Here is an 18,859-nt window from a genome sequence, read left to right as displayed (position 1 = left end):
ATATTGAAAAGTAAAGAGAAAAACTTTACACTATTGGTAGAACCTATTTTAGGAGGGAAAAAATGAGAACATCTAATCCAATGTTGAAAAAAGAGGCATTTCGTAAAGAGGGAGCAAGCGCTTCTGCGATGACTATTGGCGGAACAGTAGGCAAAACGTTTATCATGCTTATCTTGCTACTTGCAACGTCTGTCTATTCATACATACAGATGATGCAGGGTACGATGAAAATGCCAGTGTTAATTGGTGCATTAGTAATTGCGGCAATCATCGCATTTGCATCTATCTTCTTCCCGCGAATGGCACCAATTGGGGCGCCAATTTATGCGGCGGTAGAAGGAGTTGTATTAGGAAGTATTTCAGCAGTTTATACAATGAAGTTTGGCGATTCTATCGTTTTAAACGCTGTATTACTTACAATTTCAATTCTATTTGCAATGTTAGTTTTATATGCAACACGCGTTGTAAAGGTAACTGATAAATTCCGTACGGGTGTAATTGCAGCGACAATGGGAATTATGGTTATGTATTTAATCGTATTCTTATTAAATATGTTTGGTGTAACTGTTCCATATATTCACCAGGGCGGTACAATCGGTATTATCATTAGTGCGGTTGTTATTGTAGTTGCTGCATTAAATTTATTACTAGATTTCGATTTAATCGAAAGCGGTGCACGTAGCCAAGCTCCAAAATATATGGAATGGTACAGTGCAATGGGTCTAATGATGACTCTAGTATGGTTATACTTAGAAATTCTTCGTTTCGTTTCTTACTTTATGAAAAATGACTAATGAAAAAATCCTGCATGAAATGTGCAGGATTTTTTTGTTTTCAAAGATAAATTGAATGAATGGTATAATGTGGATGTTAGAAGTTTGAATGGAAGGGGATGGAATATGATGAAAGAGAAGAAAGGGATTATGAAAAAACTATTTTCTAAAAGTTTTTTCATAGAACTAGATGATGCTTTAACATATCCGTCAGCAGAATGCATTATTTCAGCCATTGAAGGGTATGCAACTGAATGTAATGAACTACTAAAATTTGAGAGTAAAGTTAAACCGATTACATTCTACTTAGACGATGCATTGTTTAGCGCTGAAATAAAGATGGCTCGCGGAGGGTATTACATCTCTTGCAGTGAAATATAATATATCTTGAAACCTTACATGTTCATAATATGTAGGGTTTCTTTTTTGCTTTTTTATATGCAAAGTAATCCTTTTTACTTTAGAAATATACAATTTTATCCTTTTTACCCTTCACACATTTTTCTTTACAATGAAGAAAAACATGCGAGGTGGTATAACTTATGATGAATCGAGTTGTATTAATCGGTAGATTGACAAAGGATCCAGAATTATACTACACAAAACAAGGCGTCGCTTATGCACGAATATGTGTTGCAGTGAATAGAGGATTTCGAAATAGTTTAGGTGAACAACAAGCAGATTTTATAAATTGTGTCGTTTGGCGAAGAGCAGCTGAAAATGTAACAGAATATTGTACGAAGGGATCACTTGTTGGAATTACAGGGCGTATTCATACGAATAATTACGATGATGAAAAAGGAAAGAAAATATATAGAACTGAAGTTGTGATTGAGAGTATTACCTTTTTGGAGAGAAGGAGGAAGGGGGCATCGTAATAAAAGGGGATTTTAAGTAATAGCTTCGGAAAAAATTGTGGAAAGTATTTTAATAAATTTAAAGAAGGGGTACTGTCAGCAATTTTGAAGAAAAACACGCTAACGAAAATTATAAATTTAAAATTTTTTATACTGAATATTGAAAGATTCCTCTGGAAATGGTTACTCATTGAAGTGGGATTATTAGATTGGTTCTATTCCACATTTTTCACGGTACTTGTTAATCTTTTGAATCATTGATTTATTAATATTGAAGATAATTATGTGCATATTAATCACATAATTTGTCCCTATCAAAATGAACTTTTCTTGCATCTACTATATTGTTAAGAATATTTTATTTTGAAAGGATGTGATTATATGGCTCATAAATCTACTGGGGTTTTTCGAGTTCCGGTTTCTGAGAATGGTATTATTCCAACTGCTCTCAATATTATGTTAAACAATGATTCACGCTGCCATACTAGTAATGTAACGGTAATTGTTAAGAGAAGTCCAAACACTTTTTTCCCAACGCAAAATGAATTAGTTGAAATCTCTCGTACTATTGTTTCTTTAGGACCAAACAGAACATCTAAGATTGTGTTGTTTACTCCAGAATTCCATATAGAAGATTTTCTTGACGTTATCATTAGAGGAAATAAAGATGATGTTGAGGATGTTCTTGTGTATTCTTTCTTAGCGGACTCAGAAGGTCACAATCTTCCATCTACTGTTTTCAGAAATGAAGAATATACTTTTGCTTGCTAACACCATGATGATGTATATCATACACAAATATATTTGACATAATATGGAATTACCGTAACGAAAAAGGCGAACCTCTTAATTTCATAAAGGGTTCGCCTTTTTTCTTTCTATCACTCTAAGCAATTCCATTAATTCATCTTTCGGAATATCCACAATCAAAATGTCTTCAGAAATCAATTCTCCACCAACAAGTCCCTCAGAGCGCATTCGTATGAACGTTTTTATATATAAATCGTTCTTCTTTCTTAGTAGTATCCTCCAGAGCTTTATTTATTAACTGCACTTCACTTTAAAATGAATGATCTAACTAGGATATAGATACCTCTTTTTATGTAGGGCAAAGAGAACAAATTCCCTCCTTAAAATAAAACCTATCGGAAGCGAACGGTTTTAAAATTTCGTTCCTAATTTGAAATGTAAAAAATGAAATAATATGGTAGCGGGAAGAAAGTAGTAAAATTAAGCATCCGAGTAGGAGTATAGAGTGATAACATGTTACAATACAGCTAAGAACACGCAATAAAGGAGAGTTTTTTACGTGAAGATTAAAGCAATTGAACCGACGCCAAGTCCAAATACAATGAAAGTTATTTTGAATGAAGTATTACCATCAGGAGCGCGTAATAATTATACAAATGAAAATAAAGAACAAGCACCAGTACAAGTGCAAGAAATTTTGAAAATTGAAGGCATTAAAGGTGTGTATCATGTAGCAGACTTTTTAGCAGTCGAGCGTAATGCGAAGTATGATTGGAAAGTTTTATTACAACAAGTTCGTGCCGTTTTCGGTGAAGAAGTAGTAGAAGAAAGCGAAGAACAGCAACTTTCTCACTTTGGAGAAGTGAAAGTATTTATTCAAATGTTCTTTACAATTCCGATGCAAGTGAAGTTAACAGATGGAACGACGGAAGAGCGTGTTGGTTTACCTGATCGTTTTAAAGAATCAATCATGAAAGTGCAAATGTCTGCACCTAACGTTGTGAAAGAGCGTAAATGGGTAGAGCAAAGTACACGTTACGGTAATTTTGAAGAAATAGGGAAAGAAGTAGTAGAAGAAATTGTTGCTGCTTATTCAGAAGAACGTGTAAATGAAACAGTTAAAGAATTATTAGATCAGGCTGGGGCAGTTGAAGTAACGATTCAAAAGCGTGAGCCATATAAAGTAACAGAAGAGATGATGAAAGATTCTGACTGGAAAAATCGTTTTGCAGCTTTAGAGCAAATGGATCCTACTGAAGAGGATATTCTAGTGTTGAAAATGGCGTTAGACGATGAAAAAGTATCTATCCGCCGCATAGCAACAGCTTATTTAGGTATGGTAAAAGGTGATGAAGTATTACCGTTATTATATAAAGCGTTATTAGATCGTTCAGTAAGTGTTCGTCGTACTGCAGGGGATTGCTTATCAGACGTAGGTGACCCAGCAGCGATGTTCGTTATGATTAAATCGCTGAAAGACCCAAGTAAATTAGTACGCTGGCGTGCAGCTATGTTCTTATTTGAACTTGGAGATGAAAGTGCGATTCCGGCATTAAAAGCAGCGCAAGATGATCCAGAGTTTGAAGTAGCGATGCAAGCTCGTCTTGCATTAGAGCGTATTGAAGGCGGCGAAGAAGCGAAAGGTTCTGTATGGAAACAAATGACGGAATCTCGTAAAGGGGAATAATATATGATTGTTTTCTATGATAGTTGGTGTCCGATGTGTACTGCAGTGGCAGAGCGTACGAAGAAATTAGATAAAAAGGGTAAAATGACATTTGTTTCATTTCGAGATGATGATGTAGTTAAGAAGTATGATCTTTCTCAAGAACTACAAAGTAAGATGGAGCAAAGGATGTATATTTTTAAAAATAATAAATGGTATGACGGAATTCATAGCATAAACGTATTAGCGAAGGCTGTTCCATCTTATTGGTTTGCAGTGCCTTTTATAAAATTATCTATCGTACTTGGATTTGGAAGCAAAGTATACGATTATATCGCTAACAATAGAAAACTTGTCCCAGTTGGACATTGCCGCGGTGGGGTTTGTGAAATCCCTTCAAAAAAATGAAAACGTCACTATCTTTCTTTTGCACCTATTAATAGAGCGTGATATGATGAATTTGGAATGAAAGTTGAAGGAGAGATACAAGATGTCAAATGCTTATGAAGAATACATGCGTCAAATGGTAATTCCAATGCGCCAAGAATTAGTGCGTTCTGGATTTGAAGAGTTAACTACAGAAGAAGCTGTTACAGAATTTATGGAGAATGCATCAGGTACAACATTAGTAGTTGTAAACTCAGTTTGTGGATGTGCAGCTGGTTTAGCGCGTCCATCAGCAGGTCAAGCAGTTGTTCGTGCTGAAAAACAACCTGATCATCTTGTAACTGTATTTGCAGGTCAAGATAAAGATGCTACTGCAAAAATGCGTGAATACTTCGGAGAAATCCCTCCATCTTCACCATCTATGGCATTATTAAAAGGAAAAGAAGTTGTTCACTTCATTCACCGTCATGAAATTGAAGGTGCAACTATGGACGAAATTATTACGAACTTAGAACAAGCTTTCGAAAAGAATTGCTAAAGAAGGGGGAGAGTAAATCTCCCTCTTTTCTTTATATAGAGGTGAAATAATGATAGTAACAACAGCAGGACGAACAAATAAAGAAATGACATCTTATGCAAAAAAAATAGCGACAGAATTAAATAGTTCTTTCGTTATACGTAATGATATACCTGTGCACAAACTGCATGAGAAATATGAACAAGATGTGCTTGTCGTAGGGAAGAACCGATTAGCTATTTACCCTGAAGGTACGGAAGAGTCGTTTTTCTTTCATCCAAACTCAGCAATGTTTCGTGTGAAAAGGTTAATGCGCGGAGAGCACGATCCGTTTGTACAAGCTGCTAAATTAGAGAGCGGAATGACGGTGTTAGATTGTACGCTCGGCATGGCATCAGATAGTATTGTAGCTAGCTATATTGTTGGTGAAAGTGGAAAGGTAACAGGACTTGAAGGTAACGAATATATGGCTTACATAATGGAAAAAGGTTTGCAAACATGGTCTTCATCAGTTGCTGAAATCGATAAGGCAATGCAAAGAATCCATGTAAAGCAAACAGAGCATTTCGCTTTTTTAACGCAATGTGAGGATAATAGTTATGACGTTGTTTACCTTGATCCGATGTTTGAAGAAACTGTCATAGAATCAGATGGAATTAAAGGATTAAAACACTTCGCTTTGTATCATGATATTACTGATGAAACAATTGCGGAAGCGAAGCGTGTGGCGAGAAAGCGTATTGTTCTGAAAGACCATTTCCGTAGTACTAGATTTGAAAAACACAATTTTCACGTATACAAAAGAAAAAGTGCAAAGTTTCATTTTGGCGTAATTGACCCTTGCTAATTGTTTGAAAAGATGTATAATAAGCAATAATTAATTAAATATACTGTCTGTGATGAAGAGAGTAGTCTTTTTCAGAAGGAAAGCGAGCTAGGGATGGTGTGAGCCTAGTGCGGAAGAAAAAGATGAAGCGCACTTCGGAGACGCTTCTTGAACGAATAGTAGAGTAAGCCGAGGTCCCCTGTCCTCGTTATAAACGGGAAAGTGGTTCGTAATGAACAACAAGGGTGGTACCACGGGTTAAAACTCGTCTCTTATATAGAGACGAGTTTTTTGTGTTTAAAAAAATAAGGAGGTTGTAGTATGGAATATAAAACACAGTTTGCGAAAAGTTTATCAAATATTTTTGTAAATGAATTAACGCAAAATCAAATTTTAGATTTAATCGAAACACCGAAACAAGATGAATTCGGAGATGCAGCGTTCCCATGTTTTTCACTAGCGAAGCAATATAAAAAATCACCAGCTATTATCGCAAAGGAAATTGCGGAGAAAGTAAATGATCCGTTCTTTACGAGAGTAGAGGCTGTTGGTCCTTATGTAAATGTATTTTTCAATCGTGAAACTGTAAGTGATGCTGTATTAAAAACGATTTTAGCTAAGAAAGAAGAATACGGTCAAAATTACTTTGGATGTGAAAAAACAGTAGTTATTGATTACTCATCTCCAAATATTGCAAAACCTTTTTCGATGGGGCATTTGCGTTCTACAATGATTGGAAATTCACTGAAACATATCGCTGAAAAATGTGGCTATAAAGTTGTAGGAATTAATTATATTGGGGATTGGGGAACACAGTTTGGAAAGTTAATTACTGCTTATAAAAAATGGGGAAATGAAGCAGTAGTTAAAGAGGATCCAATCCGTGAATTATTTAAGTTATACGTTCAATTCCATGAAGAGGTAAAAGACGACGAAGAACTAGAAGAAGAAGGGCGTGCTTGGTTTAAGAAATTAGAAGAAGGTGATGAAGAAGCTGTTGAGCTTTGGAATTGGTTCCGTCACGAATCCTTAAAAGAATTTTCTCGAATTTATGAACTTCTCGGTGTAGAATTTACTAATTTTCAAGGAGAAGCTTTTTATAATAACTTAATGGAAGATTTCATTGGGATTTTAGAGGAGCATGAGTTGCTTGAAGAGTCAGAAGGCGCATTAGTCGTTAATTTAGAAGAAGAGGGAATGCCGCCTTGCTTAATTAGAAAATCAGATGGTGCGACTATTTACGCAACACGTGACTTAACGGCAGCGTTATATCGTCAAAACACTTATGCATTTGATAAAGCCCTATATGTAGTTGGCCTGGAACAAAGTTTACACTTCAATCAATTTTTCACTGTATTAAAAAAGCTTGGCTACAATTGGGTTGACGGCATGGAACATGTACCGTTTGGGTTCATTTTAAAAGACGGTAAGAAAATGTCGACACGTAAAGGAAGAGTTATTTTACTTGAAGAAGTACTTGAGGAAGCAATAGACCTTGCAAAACAAAATATTGAAGAGAAAAACCCAAACTTAAAACAGAAAGAAGAAGTAGCAAAGCAAGTCGGTGTAGGAGCAGTCATCTTCCACGATTTGAAAAATGAGCGTATGCATAATATCGAATTCTCATTAGAAAATATGCTGAAATTCGAAGGAGAAACAGGACCATATGTACAGTACACACATGCGCGTGCTTGCTCTATTTTAAGAAAAGAAAGTGTAGAATTTGAAACGTGTACGTTTGCATTAAAAGATGATCATAGCTGGAGCGTCGTAAAATTACTGAATAAGTTCCGACAAGTAATTGAAGCAGCCTTCAACAAAAATGAGCCATCAATCATTTCGAAATACGTATTAGATGTAGCACAATCGTTCAATAAATATTATGGAAATGTGCGTATATTGGAAGAGAGTAAAGAGAAAGACAGCAGACTGGCATTAGTTTATGCTGTGACGGTTGTATTAAAAGAGGGATTACGTTTGCTTGGGGTGGAGGCACCTGAGGAGATGTAACATAAAAAGGTGTACGTATCATAGTAGATATGTATACCTTTTTTATATTTATAGGAAAGGTATAAGCAAAAGTTTCATTTTTTTAAAACTAAACTTAACTTTTCTTTAAAGTATAGGAATGTCTTTATTAAATGGAGAATTGTAATGTTATATAAGGAGGCGTTAGGTTTGGAAACATACGACTGGAACAGTAAACTAACATATTTAAAAAATACAAGAGATTTATATTACAACGACGATTATGTAAGTTTTTTAGTAAATTCAGTTTGGAAGATTAATAAGCCCGTACATATCGTTGATTTCGGTTGTGGATATGGTTATTTAGGCTTAGTATTAATGCCGTTACTTCCAGAAGGTTCAAAGTATACAGGCATTGATAGTGGAGAAACATTACTTGCTGAAGCGAGAGAGTTGTTTCATCTACTTCCATATGAATCAGAATTTATTGAGGGGGATGCTACAGAAATTGAATTGAACGATAAATACGATATAGCAATCTGTCATGCTTTCCTATTACATATGAATACTCCAAAAATGATGTTAGAAAAAATGATACATGCAATTAAAAAAGGTGGTAAAATAATCTGTTTTGAACCACATTGGATTTCAAATATGTCTTCATATGTCTTAGATGGAGAGAATCAATCGGAAATTATTAAACTAGGTGCTTTGCAGAAGTTATTTGAAAAAGACGCGCAGAGAAACGGTAAAGATGGAAATATTGGCATGAAAATACCGATGTATTTAAGTAAATTAGGTGTGAAAAATATTGAGTGTAGAGTGAGCGATAAAGTGAACTTTTTAGACTCTAGTATGCATCACAATGATAAACACAGTTTGTATCATTCATTAAGAGAAGAGGGGATTGCGGACAACCCGGGTGATAAACAGCAATTTATAGAACGTTTAATGATAAGAGGATTAACATATGATGAAGCATTAGCTCAATATGAAGCAGAACTACGATTTTTTAAAGCGCTCCATATACATTCATCTTTAGTATATGCTCCGAATATGAAAATTACATTTGGTGACATAGAATGTTAAAAGGTAGCGATTTATTGAGGATTGACATTTTTTATCGATAAGTCGATATTCACCGTATAATCGCTGATATATTTTAAGAATCGGTCGATATATTTTGAAAATCACCGATAAAACGAAAGAAGCGCTGATATATTTGAATTATCGCCGATATAATTTCATGTACTGATTTTGGCCTTGAAAAGATAAGATCCTCAATTCACGTTATTCCATATAATTAAACAAAATACGAAGAAAAACAATCATTTTTACTATATTTTGTTATAAATTCGAATAATATTAAATAATACTATCCATTATAGGAGATTTTAGTTGAATACCTACAATATGATGTGTAAAATCTAAGCAAGTAGCAGTTTAAATAAATATTCGAGGTGAATGCATGCTAGATTTTAAGCAGTTAGAAGCTTGTTTGAAAGACAAGAGATTTGTAGATGGATTACAGGAAATAAATAATGAAATTTCATATATAAAAGAAACGAATACTTTATCCTATGTGAAGACTTGGCTTGCTAATATTCCTTCACATAAGGAGTTTGATATATTAATTCTCCTTACTGATGAAGGGCTTATGCACCAATACAGTTCATTCCTCATTCGCTACGCTTATAAAAAATTCCCAAATATGAGAACGCTCTCTTTATATTGTGATGAGTTAATTGATGAGCGAAAAATCCTTGAAGCAGAACAGTTGTTAAAAGACTCTTTAGAAGAGGCAGATAAAGAAGAAATAGATGACGATTTTTTAGCGAAAACATATTTTACTTTAGTACGATGTTTATTAGAAATGAAACGAAATGAAGAAGCGCTCATTTATATGCAAAAAGCAGAGGAGTACAGTACACGTGCGGTCTTTGATAAATGGGGCTACGTCTATATGCATACAGGTGAATGGGAGAAAGCAGAAGAACAATTTTTAGCTGGAAAGCAGCATAAAGATTGTGAAGAACTATCTACCTACTTATTATCACAGTTATATGCGAATAAAGGGGAACAAAAACATGCATTACAGTTAATTGATGATGCGATTGTAAAGTTTCCACAAGTACCATATTTTCATTTTGAAAAGGTAAAGTATTTATTAGATTTAGCGAAATATGAAGAGATGTTAGAGGTAATAGATAATATTAATAGTACGCTTCCTTATCATGCTTATGAAACTTACTTTGTACATTTACGTGCAGAAGCGTTGTACAAAATGAATAAACTTGTAGATTTACAACAGTTATTAAAAGAAGAAAAAAGTTTAAAAGGCTCTTTATATCATAATTTAGAAAAAAATCCAGATGGAAAAAAGGTTCACCTGCCGATAGTTCCAATTGTACAAAAGGATAATTATTGTGTTCCGACAAGTTTAGAAATGATGTTGCAGCTATGGGGAGAAAAACGTACACAAGATGAAATAGCAGAGTTTATTTTTGATATGACAGGCTCAAAGTTTTCCAATACGGTCTCTTATATTGAAGAGTTAGGCTATGAATATCGTTATTTTAAAGGGAATGAGGAAATTTATAAGATATTACTCGACCGAAAGATCCCCGTTTTATTAAGTATAGACATCGAACATGCTTCACATGTGCAAGTGCTATCAGGATATGATGATACGTTACAAGCTTTTTATGTTCAAGATCCAAACTTTATAGAACCAGTTCTTGTGGAATATAGTAAATTGCAAGAGAAATATCGTTATACAGGTTGTTTGGCGATCACGTTTGTTCCGAAAGAAAAGAAGGAAAAACTAGCATTTTTAAGTGAAGAAGAGAATCATTATTTTAAATCCATTTTCTCTCTTACAGATCATTTAGATGAACAAGATAAAGAGGGAATTAATAACTTAGTACAATTTTTAAAAGAGACGAGTGATAATCCGAATACGTGGTTATATACGATGAAACATTTAGATGTTGAAGTAGATAAAGAATTTATTTTATATTGTATAGAAAAGTTAATGGAAAAGTTTCCGAACTCGGATTTTGTTAAATTGCATGGTGCACAGTGCTTTATTCGTCTTCAAGAAATGGAGAAAGCTGAGCAAATGCTGGCAAGTGTTGAGAAGAAAAATAATCGTGCTTTATATCATTTGATAAATGGAAGATATGCATTTGAACAGGAAAGTTATATAGAAGCGATTACAAGTTTTCGTTCCTCATTACAATTGGACGCAGATCAGCCGATCGCCTGGAGTTTCCTTGCGTTATCTTATATGTATATCGATCAATCTGAAAATGCGTTGCAGTTTTCTCAAGTAGCTGTAGAACGTAGTCCAGAAAGGTTCACTTTAACGAATCACGGTTTAATATTAATAGATTTAGAAAGATATGAAGAAGCATATGAAATCTTTAATAATTTGTTAAGAGAATATAAAAATGAGGCGCATGTATGGTATGAACGAGCGAGATGTGCGCATCAATTAGGGAAATTACATTTAGCGATAAAAGGACTTAAAGTGGCGATTCAGTTAGATAGTAATGCGCCTTACATTTATACGAAACTTTCAGAGATCTATGAATCTGATTTGAAGGATGAGAAAAGCACAAAAGAAATTTTATTAAAAGGTATTGAGAATTGTGATGATAAGGCGTCTCTATATGTAAGATTAGGTGATTATCATTTTCAAAATGATAGTCTGGAAGAAGCAGAAACATTATATAAGCGTGCTTTAGAAGAAGATAATGAAGATGTTTATTCTCATTTCGGACTTACGCAAGTTTATATGGCAAAAGAGCGATATGATGAAGCGAAAGAATATATTCTTGGTCTCGAAACACAAATTGAAAAGAGCCAAGATTTCCTTATGAATGCAGGAATGGTTTTATGGGATGCAGAGGTTGAACTTGGTGGAAATGAAGATGGGTTTAAAGTAGCATTGTCTAAGTTAGAGAGTGGTATAAAGCAGAGTGAATATAATGTAGCAAGTGCGTTAGATGAATATGTGAATCGAATTAAAGGAACTGTATTTGTACAACGAGGTATAGCATTCTTAAGAACGTTACAAAAAGAAAGAAATGAAGTAAGTGAATACAGTTGTTATGCAGGTATTTTACATGAATCTATTGGACAGTATGGCCAAGCGATGAAAAGATATAATAAAGCAATAGAACAAAAGAAAACGGCATTGCCATATTACCGAATTGGTGAAACACTTATGGCATTAGGACAATTGACAGAAGCAAAACAAGCGTATGAAACATGTTTAGAGCTTGATGAAAACTTTTTAGGTGTACATTTACAACTAGCAGAAATATACGAAAAAGAAGAAGACCGTTTCAAAGAACAAATTCATATGGTTCATGCGATGAAAGAAGAGCCTTTGTATATAAATATGGAATATTTGGCACAGCTTTCAGTAGAAATAAATCTTCAAGAAGAGTTGCTAAAGGAATTAGAACATCTAGCAGGCGAAGTACCCGAAATATGGCGCTTAGATGCGATTGCGTATGTGTATGGAGCGATGGATGAAATAGATAAAGAACAAGCACAGATTGAAGAAGCGCTACAATTAGATAGTGAGCATGCAGAAGTTCTATATCATTATGCAAAAGTATTAGTGAAAAAAAGAGATGCAAAAGCGATTGAAGTTGCAATGAAAGTAATACAAAAAGATGTAAATAATGAACGTATATTTGATGTTTATGTAAAAGCGGTAGAACAACATAAGAAATTGTCTAACATCCGGGATTTTCTTCATACATTAAAAGTGAAAAAAGCAGAAAGAAGTACAGCATTCATGTGTGCAGCAGCTGCGGTTACGGAAAGATGGATTGAACGTCAACAAAATGAACAACCGAAAAAATCTATATTTACGAGAGCTTTTTATCGTATGAAAAACCGGGCAAAAGAAATTTCAATGGTTACAACAATTATTGAGTTATATGAAATCTCATTAAAGTTAAATCCAAAAAATAGTATGGCAGCACAACGATTTGGATTATTTTACGAAAATGTATCGATGAATAAAGAAGCGATAGATGTTCTGCAAACATCGTTAGAAAATAAATGGGATTATGAGGTAGCGAAGCAACTTGTAAATCTTTTCATTGAGTGTGAGGACGAAGATTTGTTACAAGATGCTGTAGAGTTAATGAAGCAATTAGTTCGAGAGCTACCGGATGATTATGATACGCTTCTTATACAAGCGCAAGTATTCTTGAAAGTTGGGGAAGAAGGAAAAGCAGAAAAAATATGCTTACAATTAACGGAGAAAACACCGTTTGTAAGTAGAGGATTCCTTGCTTTAGGAGAAATATACCAAAGTCAAGAGAGATATGAAGAGGCAATTCAGTTATTAGAAGATGCTTCTATACATCATCCAAATGATACGGCAATTCTTCTCTCATTAGCATCTTCATATCATAGTGCCGGCCAAACGATAAAGGCAGAAAAAATAACAAGTGAAGTAGTAACAATGGATACGAGTGATCTGTTAGCAAGATATGATCATGCTTGTTATTTAGCGTTATTAAATAGAAATGCAGAGGCGAAAGAAGAGCTTGAACATGTACTTCGTGAGGATGAATCTGGATTTTTTGCTGAACTTATCGAAGAAGATGAAGATCTAGCAAGACTGAGAGAGTTTGAAAAGTAATTGTATATGTATATAAGTAGTGAAAAAAGGATATAAATAAAAATATATTTTGAATTAGTTGACAATTTATTGTTAAATGGCATAAAATAGCTTTTAACAAAGTATACAAATCTGAAGACGAGAAAGAGTAAAATAATGAACTGTTCTCCAGAGAGCCGGTAAAGTGCTGAAAGCCGGTGTTCAGACGTTATTTGAAAATCATCTCCGAGGAGCCGAGGCTGAAAGTAAGTAGGCCCGGACGGATGTCTACCGTTACAAAGAACGCGTATGTTAGTACGTTGCTAAGCGCTATTAGTGAAAAGCTAATAGAATTAGGGTGGTAACGCGGGTAAACCCGTCCCTACTTCATAGGGGCGGGTTTTTTGTGTGCTTTTAAAACATTCAAAGGAGTGATTGTAGATGAAGAAAGTAGATGTAAAAGAGTCAGCTGTAGGGAGAGAAACACGTATTCGTAAGCAGTGGAACGAACAGAGCATTTTTGAACAATCAATTCAGAATCGAGAAGGCGCGCAATCGTTTGTGTTTTATGAAGGACCACCAACGGCGAACGGTTTACCACACGTCGGCCATGCACTTGGTCGGGCAATTAAAGATTTAGTAGCAAGATATAAAACGATGGCCGGTTTTAAAGTAGTAAGAAAAGCAGGATGGGATACACACGGTTTACCTGTAGAATTAGGTGTTGAGAAGCAACTTGGTATTTCTGGTAAACATGAAATCGAAGAGTACGGAATTGAGCCATTTATTAAGAAGTGTAAAGAGAGTGTATTCACATATGAAAAGCAGTGGCGTGAGTTCACTGAAAGTATCGGTTATTGGGTAGATATGGATGATCCATACGTTACTTTAGAAAATCCATATATCGAAAGTGTATGGCATATTTTAGGGACGATTCATGAAAAAGGCTTGTTATATAAAGGGCATAGAGTTTCACCGTACTGCCCAAGCTGTCAAACCTCTCTCAGTTCACATGAAGTTGCACAAGGGTATAAAACAGTAAAAGATTTAAGTGCAACAGTTAAGTTTAAAGTGGAAAATAGTGAAAATGAGTATTTCTTAGGTTGGACGACAACACCATGGACACTTCCAGCAAATGTTGCACTTGCTGTACATTCAAATATGGAATACGTTAAAGCGAAACAAGAAGGTCATGTATACATTGTTGCGAAAGAACGTGTACAAGAAGTATTAAAAGAAAACTATGAAGTATTATCTGTTCATAAAGGTGAAGAATTAGTAAATACATTTTACACAGCACCATTTCCAATGAAAGAAGTGACAAATGGTTACCGTGTTATTGCAGCGGATTTTGTAACGGCAGATAGTGGTACTGGACTCGTTCATATTGCTCCAGCATATGGGGAAGATGATTATAGAGTTGTTCAAAGTGAAGGATTGTCGTTCCTACATGTTGTAGATGGAAAAGGTGAGTATACAGATGCAGTACCATTTTTGAAAGGTAAATTTGTAAAAGATTGTGACGTTGATATCGTTCGTTATTTGGCGAAGGAAGGTTTGCTATATCATAAAGAAAAATATGAACATAGTTATCCGCATTGCTGGCGTTGTGATTCACCACTTCTTTATTATGCAGGAGAAAGTTGGTTAATCCGAACAACTGCAATTAAAGATACATTTTTAAAAAATAATGATTCTGTTACTTGGTATCCGGATCATATGAAACATGGACGTTTTGGTAAGTTTTTAGAAAATATGGTTGACTGGAATATTAGCCGAAATAGATATTGGGGAACACCATTAAACGTATGGGAATGCGAAAGTTGCGATCATCAGTTCGCACCGAAAAGCATTGCTGAATTAAGAAAGCATAGTAAGAAAGAAACACCTGAAGATTTAGAATTGCATAAGCCGTATGTAGATGAAGTGCAAGTCTGCTGCGGGAAATGCGGAGGCACAATGAATCGCACACCAGAAGTAATCGATGTTTGGTTTGATAGTGGTTCTATGCCATTTGCACAATATCATTACCCATTTGAAAATAAAGATTTATTTGAAGAGCAGTTTCCAGCGGATGTTATTGCAGAAGGAATTGATCAAACACGCGGCTGGTTTTATAGTTTATTAGCAGTATCAGCACTATATACAGGCAAAGTGCCGTATAAACGAGTGTTATCACTAGGGCATGTTTTAGATGAAGAAGGACAAAAAATGTCTAAAAGTAAAGGCAATGCACTAGATCCAGTTGATTTAGTAGAGAAGTTTGGTGCAGATGCGCTAAGATGGGCTTTACTCGTTGATAGTGCCCCGTGGAATGCGAAGCGTTTTTCTGAAAGAACAGTACTGGAAGCGAAATCTAAATTTGTAGATACATTAGTCAATGTGTATAGCTTCTACGTTTTATATGCAAATTTAGATGAGTATAATCCGAAAGAAACGTATGACGTAAAGCTTACGAAATTAGACGAATGGGTATTATCAAGATTGCATAGTACAACGAAAAAAGTGAGAACAGCACTTGATGAGTATCAATTTACGAATGCAGCTCGTGAAATTGCAGCACTTGTAGATGAAGTGAGTAACTGGTATGTAAGACGCTCACGTAATCGTTTCTGGGAATCTGGTATGAACGCTGAAAAAGCATCTGCCTATGAGACACTTCATGAAGTGCTTGTAACAATTAGTAAATTAATTGCACCATTTACACCGTTTGTCGCGGAAGACATTCATCTGAATTTAGAAGGAAGTAGCGTTCATTTAGCGGATTATCCAGTTGTAAATGAATCACTACTTCAGCCGAAATTAGAAGCGGAAATGGATGCTGTTTTACAAGTTGTCGAACTTGGAAGAAGTAACCGTAATCAGCATTCTTTAAAAGTAAAACAGCCGTTAGCTGAGCTTGTATTACTTGAGCATAAAGAGAATGATATCGATTGGGAATCGTATCGCGATATTGTAATGGATGAGCTAAATGTGAAAGCATTCCATGTTGAACTGGATGAAACGAAGTATACATCATATCAATTGAAGCTCAATTTTAAAACAGCAGGGCCGAAGTTCGGTAAAAATGTGAATGCAGTAAACGGCTGGTTAAAACAATTATCACAAGAAGAAGTACAAAAATTTGTATCAACAGAAAGAGCAGTTTACGAAGCAACATCAGGAGAAGAAGTGGTTGTAACCGCTGAAGATGTGTTAGTTGAGAAAGTTGCAAAATCAGGATTCTCTAATACGACTAACGGACAATATACGGTTATGTTAGATACGAATGTAACGGAAGAATTGTTACAAGAAGGAGTAGCTCGTGAATTCATTCGTGCGGTTCAAGAATATCGTAAGCAGTTGAATTTACCAGTTAACTTACGAGTTGATGTGATTCTTGATGCAGAGGAAGAACTACAGCAAACGTTAACGAATCATAAACATCTATTGGAAGAAAACTTACTCGTCAAGCAATTTACATTTGGCCACTTAACGAATGAAGACGACGAGCTTTCTTTAGGGGAGACAAAACTCCGAATTAAGTTAAGCGAGGCTAATTAATGAAAAAAGGAAGTTGGAATCATTCCAACTTCCTTTTTTGTATGAAGGGAGATTAACCGGATGATTTCCTCATAATCCACTCGATAGGGACACTGGAACATTTCTTTCTTCATATTTTAAAAGTATAAGGTTGAAAGAATTGATAAAGAAATATATTTCTAAAGTATTGTTTTCGTTTTACACATAAATATTGAGAAAATTTCACTTACCCCAAATGTAAAGGTAATAGAATTGCTCGTATAGAATTACTCGTAGATTCACTTTATTTCGTTACTTGTCGACAGTAATAGCCTTATAGGAATGGGGTAAAGGTTTCAATTTATTAGGGGGAGTGGTTTTATGTTAAACAAAAAAATGGTGGCAATGGCAATGACTGTACCATTAGTAATGGGGACGATTTCTACAGTTTCCGCATTGGAAAAGAAGCAAGTAAAGGTAGAAGCTTATTCACCACAGAAAAAAGCAGTTGAATATTTAAAAGGGAATGCCAATCAGTATGGATTAAAGCCCGATCTTTCAGACTTGCAATATATTTCTACAACAGAAACGTCAGTAGCTTCATATGTTAGGTTCCAACAAGTAGTAAATGGCGCGCCTGTATTTTCAAAACAAATTACGGTTACTCTTAACGGAGAGGGAAAAGGAGTACTTGCTGTTTCTGATTATCAACCTGTTACAGGTGTGAAAGAAGTAACGACAAAAATTAGTGAAAAAGATGCAATACAAAAATCAATAGCGTATGTTGGAGAAGCGAGTGAGCAAAACTTATGGGCTCCTACAGAAAAAGAATTCGGATATATTGTAGAAGAAGGTGTCGCTCTTCCAGTATATAAAGTGGTAGTCCATTCTAATAATCCATTCGGTGCATGGGAAACATTCATTGATGCAGAAAATGGAAAGTTAATTAAAAAGGTTGATATAAACCGAAAAGCTGAAGGGTCAGGAAAAGTATTTTTACCTAACCCGGTCGTATCTAGCGGTAGTAAAGTAGGATTAAAAGATAATAATGATGCAGATTCAACAGCTCTAACGAACCAATTGAAGACTGTTACGTTAAAAGGTTTAGATGGAACAGGATTTTTAATTGGAGAGTATGTAACGATTTCTTCAAAAGCGATGACGAAATCTACAAACTTACAATTTAACTATACACGTGCAAATGATAGCTTTGAAGATGTTATGTCGTATTATCATATCGATACATTGCAGCGCTATATTCAAGGACTAGGCTTTAAAAATATTAATAATCGTTCGATTAAAGTAAATGTTAATGGTACAACGGATGATAACTCATTCTATTCTCCATCAACGAAAGCTTTAACTTTCGGTACTGGCGGAGTTGATGATGCAGAAGATGCTGGTATTATCGCGCATGAATACGGCCATTCAATTCAAGACAATCAAGTGCCTGGATTCGGTAGCTCACCAGAAGGTGGAGCAATGGGAGAAGGATTTGGTGATTTCTTAGGTGCTACTTATGAAGATGCAGTGTCGACTACAGGGTACGGAAAAGCATGTGTTGGAGAATGGGATGCGACAGCTTATTCTAGTTCGGATCCAACATGCTTACGCCGATTAGATACGAATAAAGTATATCCGAAAGATATTACGAATGAAGTACATGATGATGGGGAAATTTGGGCTCAAGGACAATACGAAATGGCACAAGCTTTTGGCCGTGATGTAGCAACAAAAATTATTTTACAATCACATTGGTCATTAACGCCAAATGCTAAATTCCGTGATGGAGCAAAAGCAATTAAGCAAGCGGATGCTCTTCTATATGGCGGACAACATGCTGCTGATATCGATCGTATTTGGGCAGCAAGAGGAATTAGTACGAATTAATATAAAAAGTCGTGGCGTTTATAAGCCACGACTTTTTAATTTACATAAGAACTGGTACTAGTAAATAAATTAATATCAATGATAATGTGAATACA

Annotated in this window: 13 protein-coding genes and 2 other annotated features; all 13 genes read left to right on the top strand. The window is 35.1% G+C overall.

Going from position 1 to position 18,859, the window contains the following annotated elements:
- Positions 1-62 precede the first annotated feature (62 nt).
- The 13 genes from G9F74_RS22825 (at position 63) to G9F74_RS22765 (ending at position 18,764) form a co-directional block, all read left to right on the top strand.
- Positions 63-794 (top strand): Bax inhibitor-1/YccA family protein, encoded by a 732-nt coding sequence (locus G9F74_RS22825; RefSeq protein ID WP_016108298.1) that lies wholly within the window; start codon positions 63-65, stop codon positions 792-794.
- A gap of 105 nt (positions 795-899) precedes the next feature.
- Positions 900-1,154 (top strand): DUF4318 domain-containing protein, encoded by a 255-nt coding sequence (locus G9F74_RS22820; RefSeq protein ID WP_016108299.1) that lies wholly within the window; start codon positions 900-902, stop codon positions 1,152-1,154.
- Positions 1,155-1,315: 161 nt separating this feature from the next.
- Positions 1,316-1,651, top strand: a complete 336-nt coding sequence (locus G9F74_RS22815) for a single-stranded DNA-binding protein (RefSeq protein ID WP_000982002.1) — start codon at positions 1,316-1,318, stop codon at positions 1,649-1,651.
- Positions 1,652-2,011: 360 nt separating this feature from the next.
- A complete protein-coding gene (locus G9F74_RS22810; RefSeq protein WP_000940649.1) occupies positions 2,012-2,401 on the top strand; it encodes a hypothetical protein in 390 nt (129 codons plus the stop codon).
- A gap of 538 nt (positions 2,402-2,939) precedes the next feature.
- On the top strand, positions 2,940-4,067 hold the full coding sequence (locus G9F74_RS22805; protein WP_000692595.1) for a conserved virulence factor C family protein: 1,128 nt from the start codon (positions 2,940-2,942) through the stop codon (positions 4,065-4,067).
- Positions 4,068-4,070: 3 nt separating this feature from the next.
- A complete protein-coding gene (locus G9F74_RS22800) occupies positions 4,071-4,454 on the top strand; it encodes a thiol-disulfide oxidoreductase DCC family protein (RefSeq protein ID WP_000634894.1) in 384 nt (127 codons plus the stop codon).
- 82 nt (positions 4,455-4,536) lie between these two features.
- Positions 4,537-4,971: a BrxA/BrxB family bacilliredoxin gene (locus G9F74_RS22795; RefSeq protein WP_000063703.1), complete on the top strand. Its 435-nt coding sequence runs from the start codon at positions 4,537-4,539 to the stop codon at positions 4,969-4,971.
- A 49-nt stretch (positions 4,972-5,020) separates the two neighbouring features.
- Complete coding sequence (locus tag G9F74_RS22790) at positions 5,021-5,797, top strand: class I SAM-dependent methyltransferase (RefSeq protein WP_000637472.1); 777 nt, start codon at positions 5,021-5,023, stop codon at positions 5,795-5,797.
- Between the two features lie 40 nt (positions 5,798-5,837).
- Positions 5,838-6,052, top strand: a binding site (T-box leader).
- A 45-nt stretch (positions 6,053-6,097) separates the two neighbouring features.
- Positions 6,098-7,786: an arginine--tRNA ligase gene (argS, locus tag G9F74_RS22785; RefSeq protein WP_016108300.1), complete on the top strand. Its 1,689-nt coding sequence runs from the start codon at positions 6,098-6,100 to the stop codon at positions 7,784-7,786.
- A 144-nt stretch (positions 7,787-7,930) separates the two neighbouring features.
- Entirely contained in the window at positions 7,931-8,833 is a 903-nt protein-coding gene (locus tag G9F74_RS22780) for a class I SAM-dependent methyltransferase (protein WP_000965873.1), read from the top strand.
- A 379-nt stretch (positions 8,834-9,212) separates the two neighbouring features.
- Positions 9,213-13,415 carry a bacteriocin-processing peptidase family protein gene (locus G9F74_RS22775; RefSeq protein WP_016108301.1) on the top strand — a complete coding sequence of 1,401 codons (4,203 nt, stop codon included), beginning with the start codon at positions 9,213-9,215 and terminating at the stop codon, positions 13,413-13,415.
- 105 nt (positions 13,416-13,520) lie between these two features.
- Positions 13,521-13,760: a binding site (T-box leader), on the top strand.
- A 54-nt stretch (positions 13,761-13,814) separates the two neighbouring features.
- Positions 13,815-16,916: an isoleucine--tRNA ligase gene (ileS, locus tag G9F74_RS22770; protein WP_000754889.1), complete on the top strand. Its 3,102-nt coding sequence runs from the start codon at positions 13,815-13,817 to the stop codon at positions 16,914-16,916.
- Positions 16,917-17,255: 339 nt separating this feature from the next.
- Positions 17,256-18,764: a M36 family metallopeptidase gene (locus tag G9F74_RS22765; protein WP_016108302.1), complete on the top strand. Its 1,509-nt coding sequence runs from the start codon at positions 17,256-17,258 to the stop codon at positions 18,762-18,764.
- Positions 18,765-18,859 lie beyond the last annotated feature (95 nt).

This window comes from Bacillus sp. EKM202B (assembly GCF_011066025.1).
Lineage (GTDB): Bacteria > Bacillota > Bacilli > Bacillales > Bacillaceae_G > Bacillus_A > Bacillus_A toyonensis.
This window is presented reverse-complemented; position numbering and strand designations above follow the sequence as displayed.

Bases quoted from the DNA above. Each gene is read 5' to 3' on its own strand.
- G9F74_RS22825 (WP_016108298.1), top strand. From the start codon at position 63: ATGAGAACATCTAATCCAATGTTGAAAAAAGAGGCATTTCGTAAAGAG.
- G9F74_RS22820 (WP_016108299.1), top strand. From the start codon at position 900: ATGATGAAAGAGAAGAAAGGGATTATGAAAAAACTATTTTCTAAAAGT.
- G9F74_RS22815 (WP_000982002.1), top strand. From the start codon at position 1,316: ATGATGAATCGAGTTGTATTAATCGGTAGATTGACAAAGGATCCAGAA.
- G9F74_RS22810 (WP_000940649.1), top strand. From the start codon at position 2,012: ATGGCTCATAAATCTACTGGGGTTTTTCGAGTTCCGGTTTCTGAGAAT.
- G9F74_RS22800 (WP_000634894.1), top strand. From the start codon at position 4,071: ATGATTGTTTTCTATGATAGTTGGTGTCCGATGTGTACTGCAGTGGCA.
- G9F74_RS22795 (WP_000063703.1), top strand. From the start codon at position 4,537: ATGTCAAATGCTTATGAAGAATACATGCGTCAAATGGTAATTCCAATG.
- G9F74_RS22790 (WP_000637472.1), top strand. From the start codon at position 5,021: ATGATAGTAACAACAGCAGGACGAACAAATAAAGAAATGACATCTTAT.
- argS (WP_016108300.1), top strand. From the start codon at position 6,098: ATGGAATATAAAACACAGTTTGCGAAAAGTTTATCAAATATTTTTGTA.
- G9F74_RS22780 (WP_000965873.1), top strand. From the start codon at position 7,931: ATGTTATATAAGGAGGCGTTAGGTTTGGAAACATACGACTGGAACAGT.
- G9F74_RS22775 (WP_016108301.1), top strand. From the start codon at position 9,213: ATGCTAGATTTTAAGCAGTTAGAAGCTTGTTTGAAAGACAAGAGATTT.
- ileS (WP_000754889.1), top strand. From the start codon at position 13,815: ATGAAGAAAGTAGATGTAAAAGAGTCAGCTGTAGGGAGAGAAACACGT.
- G9F74_RS22765 (WP_016108302.1), top strand. From the start codon at position 17,256: ATGTTAAACAAAAAAATGGTGGCAATGGCAATGACTGTACCATTAGTA.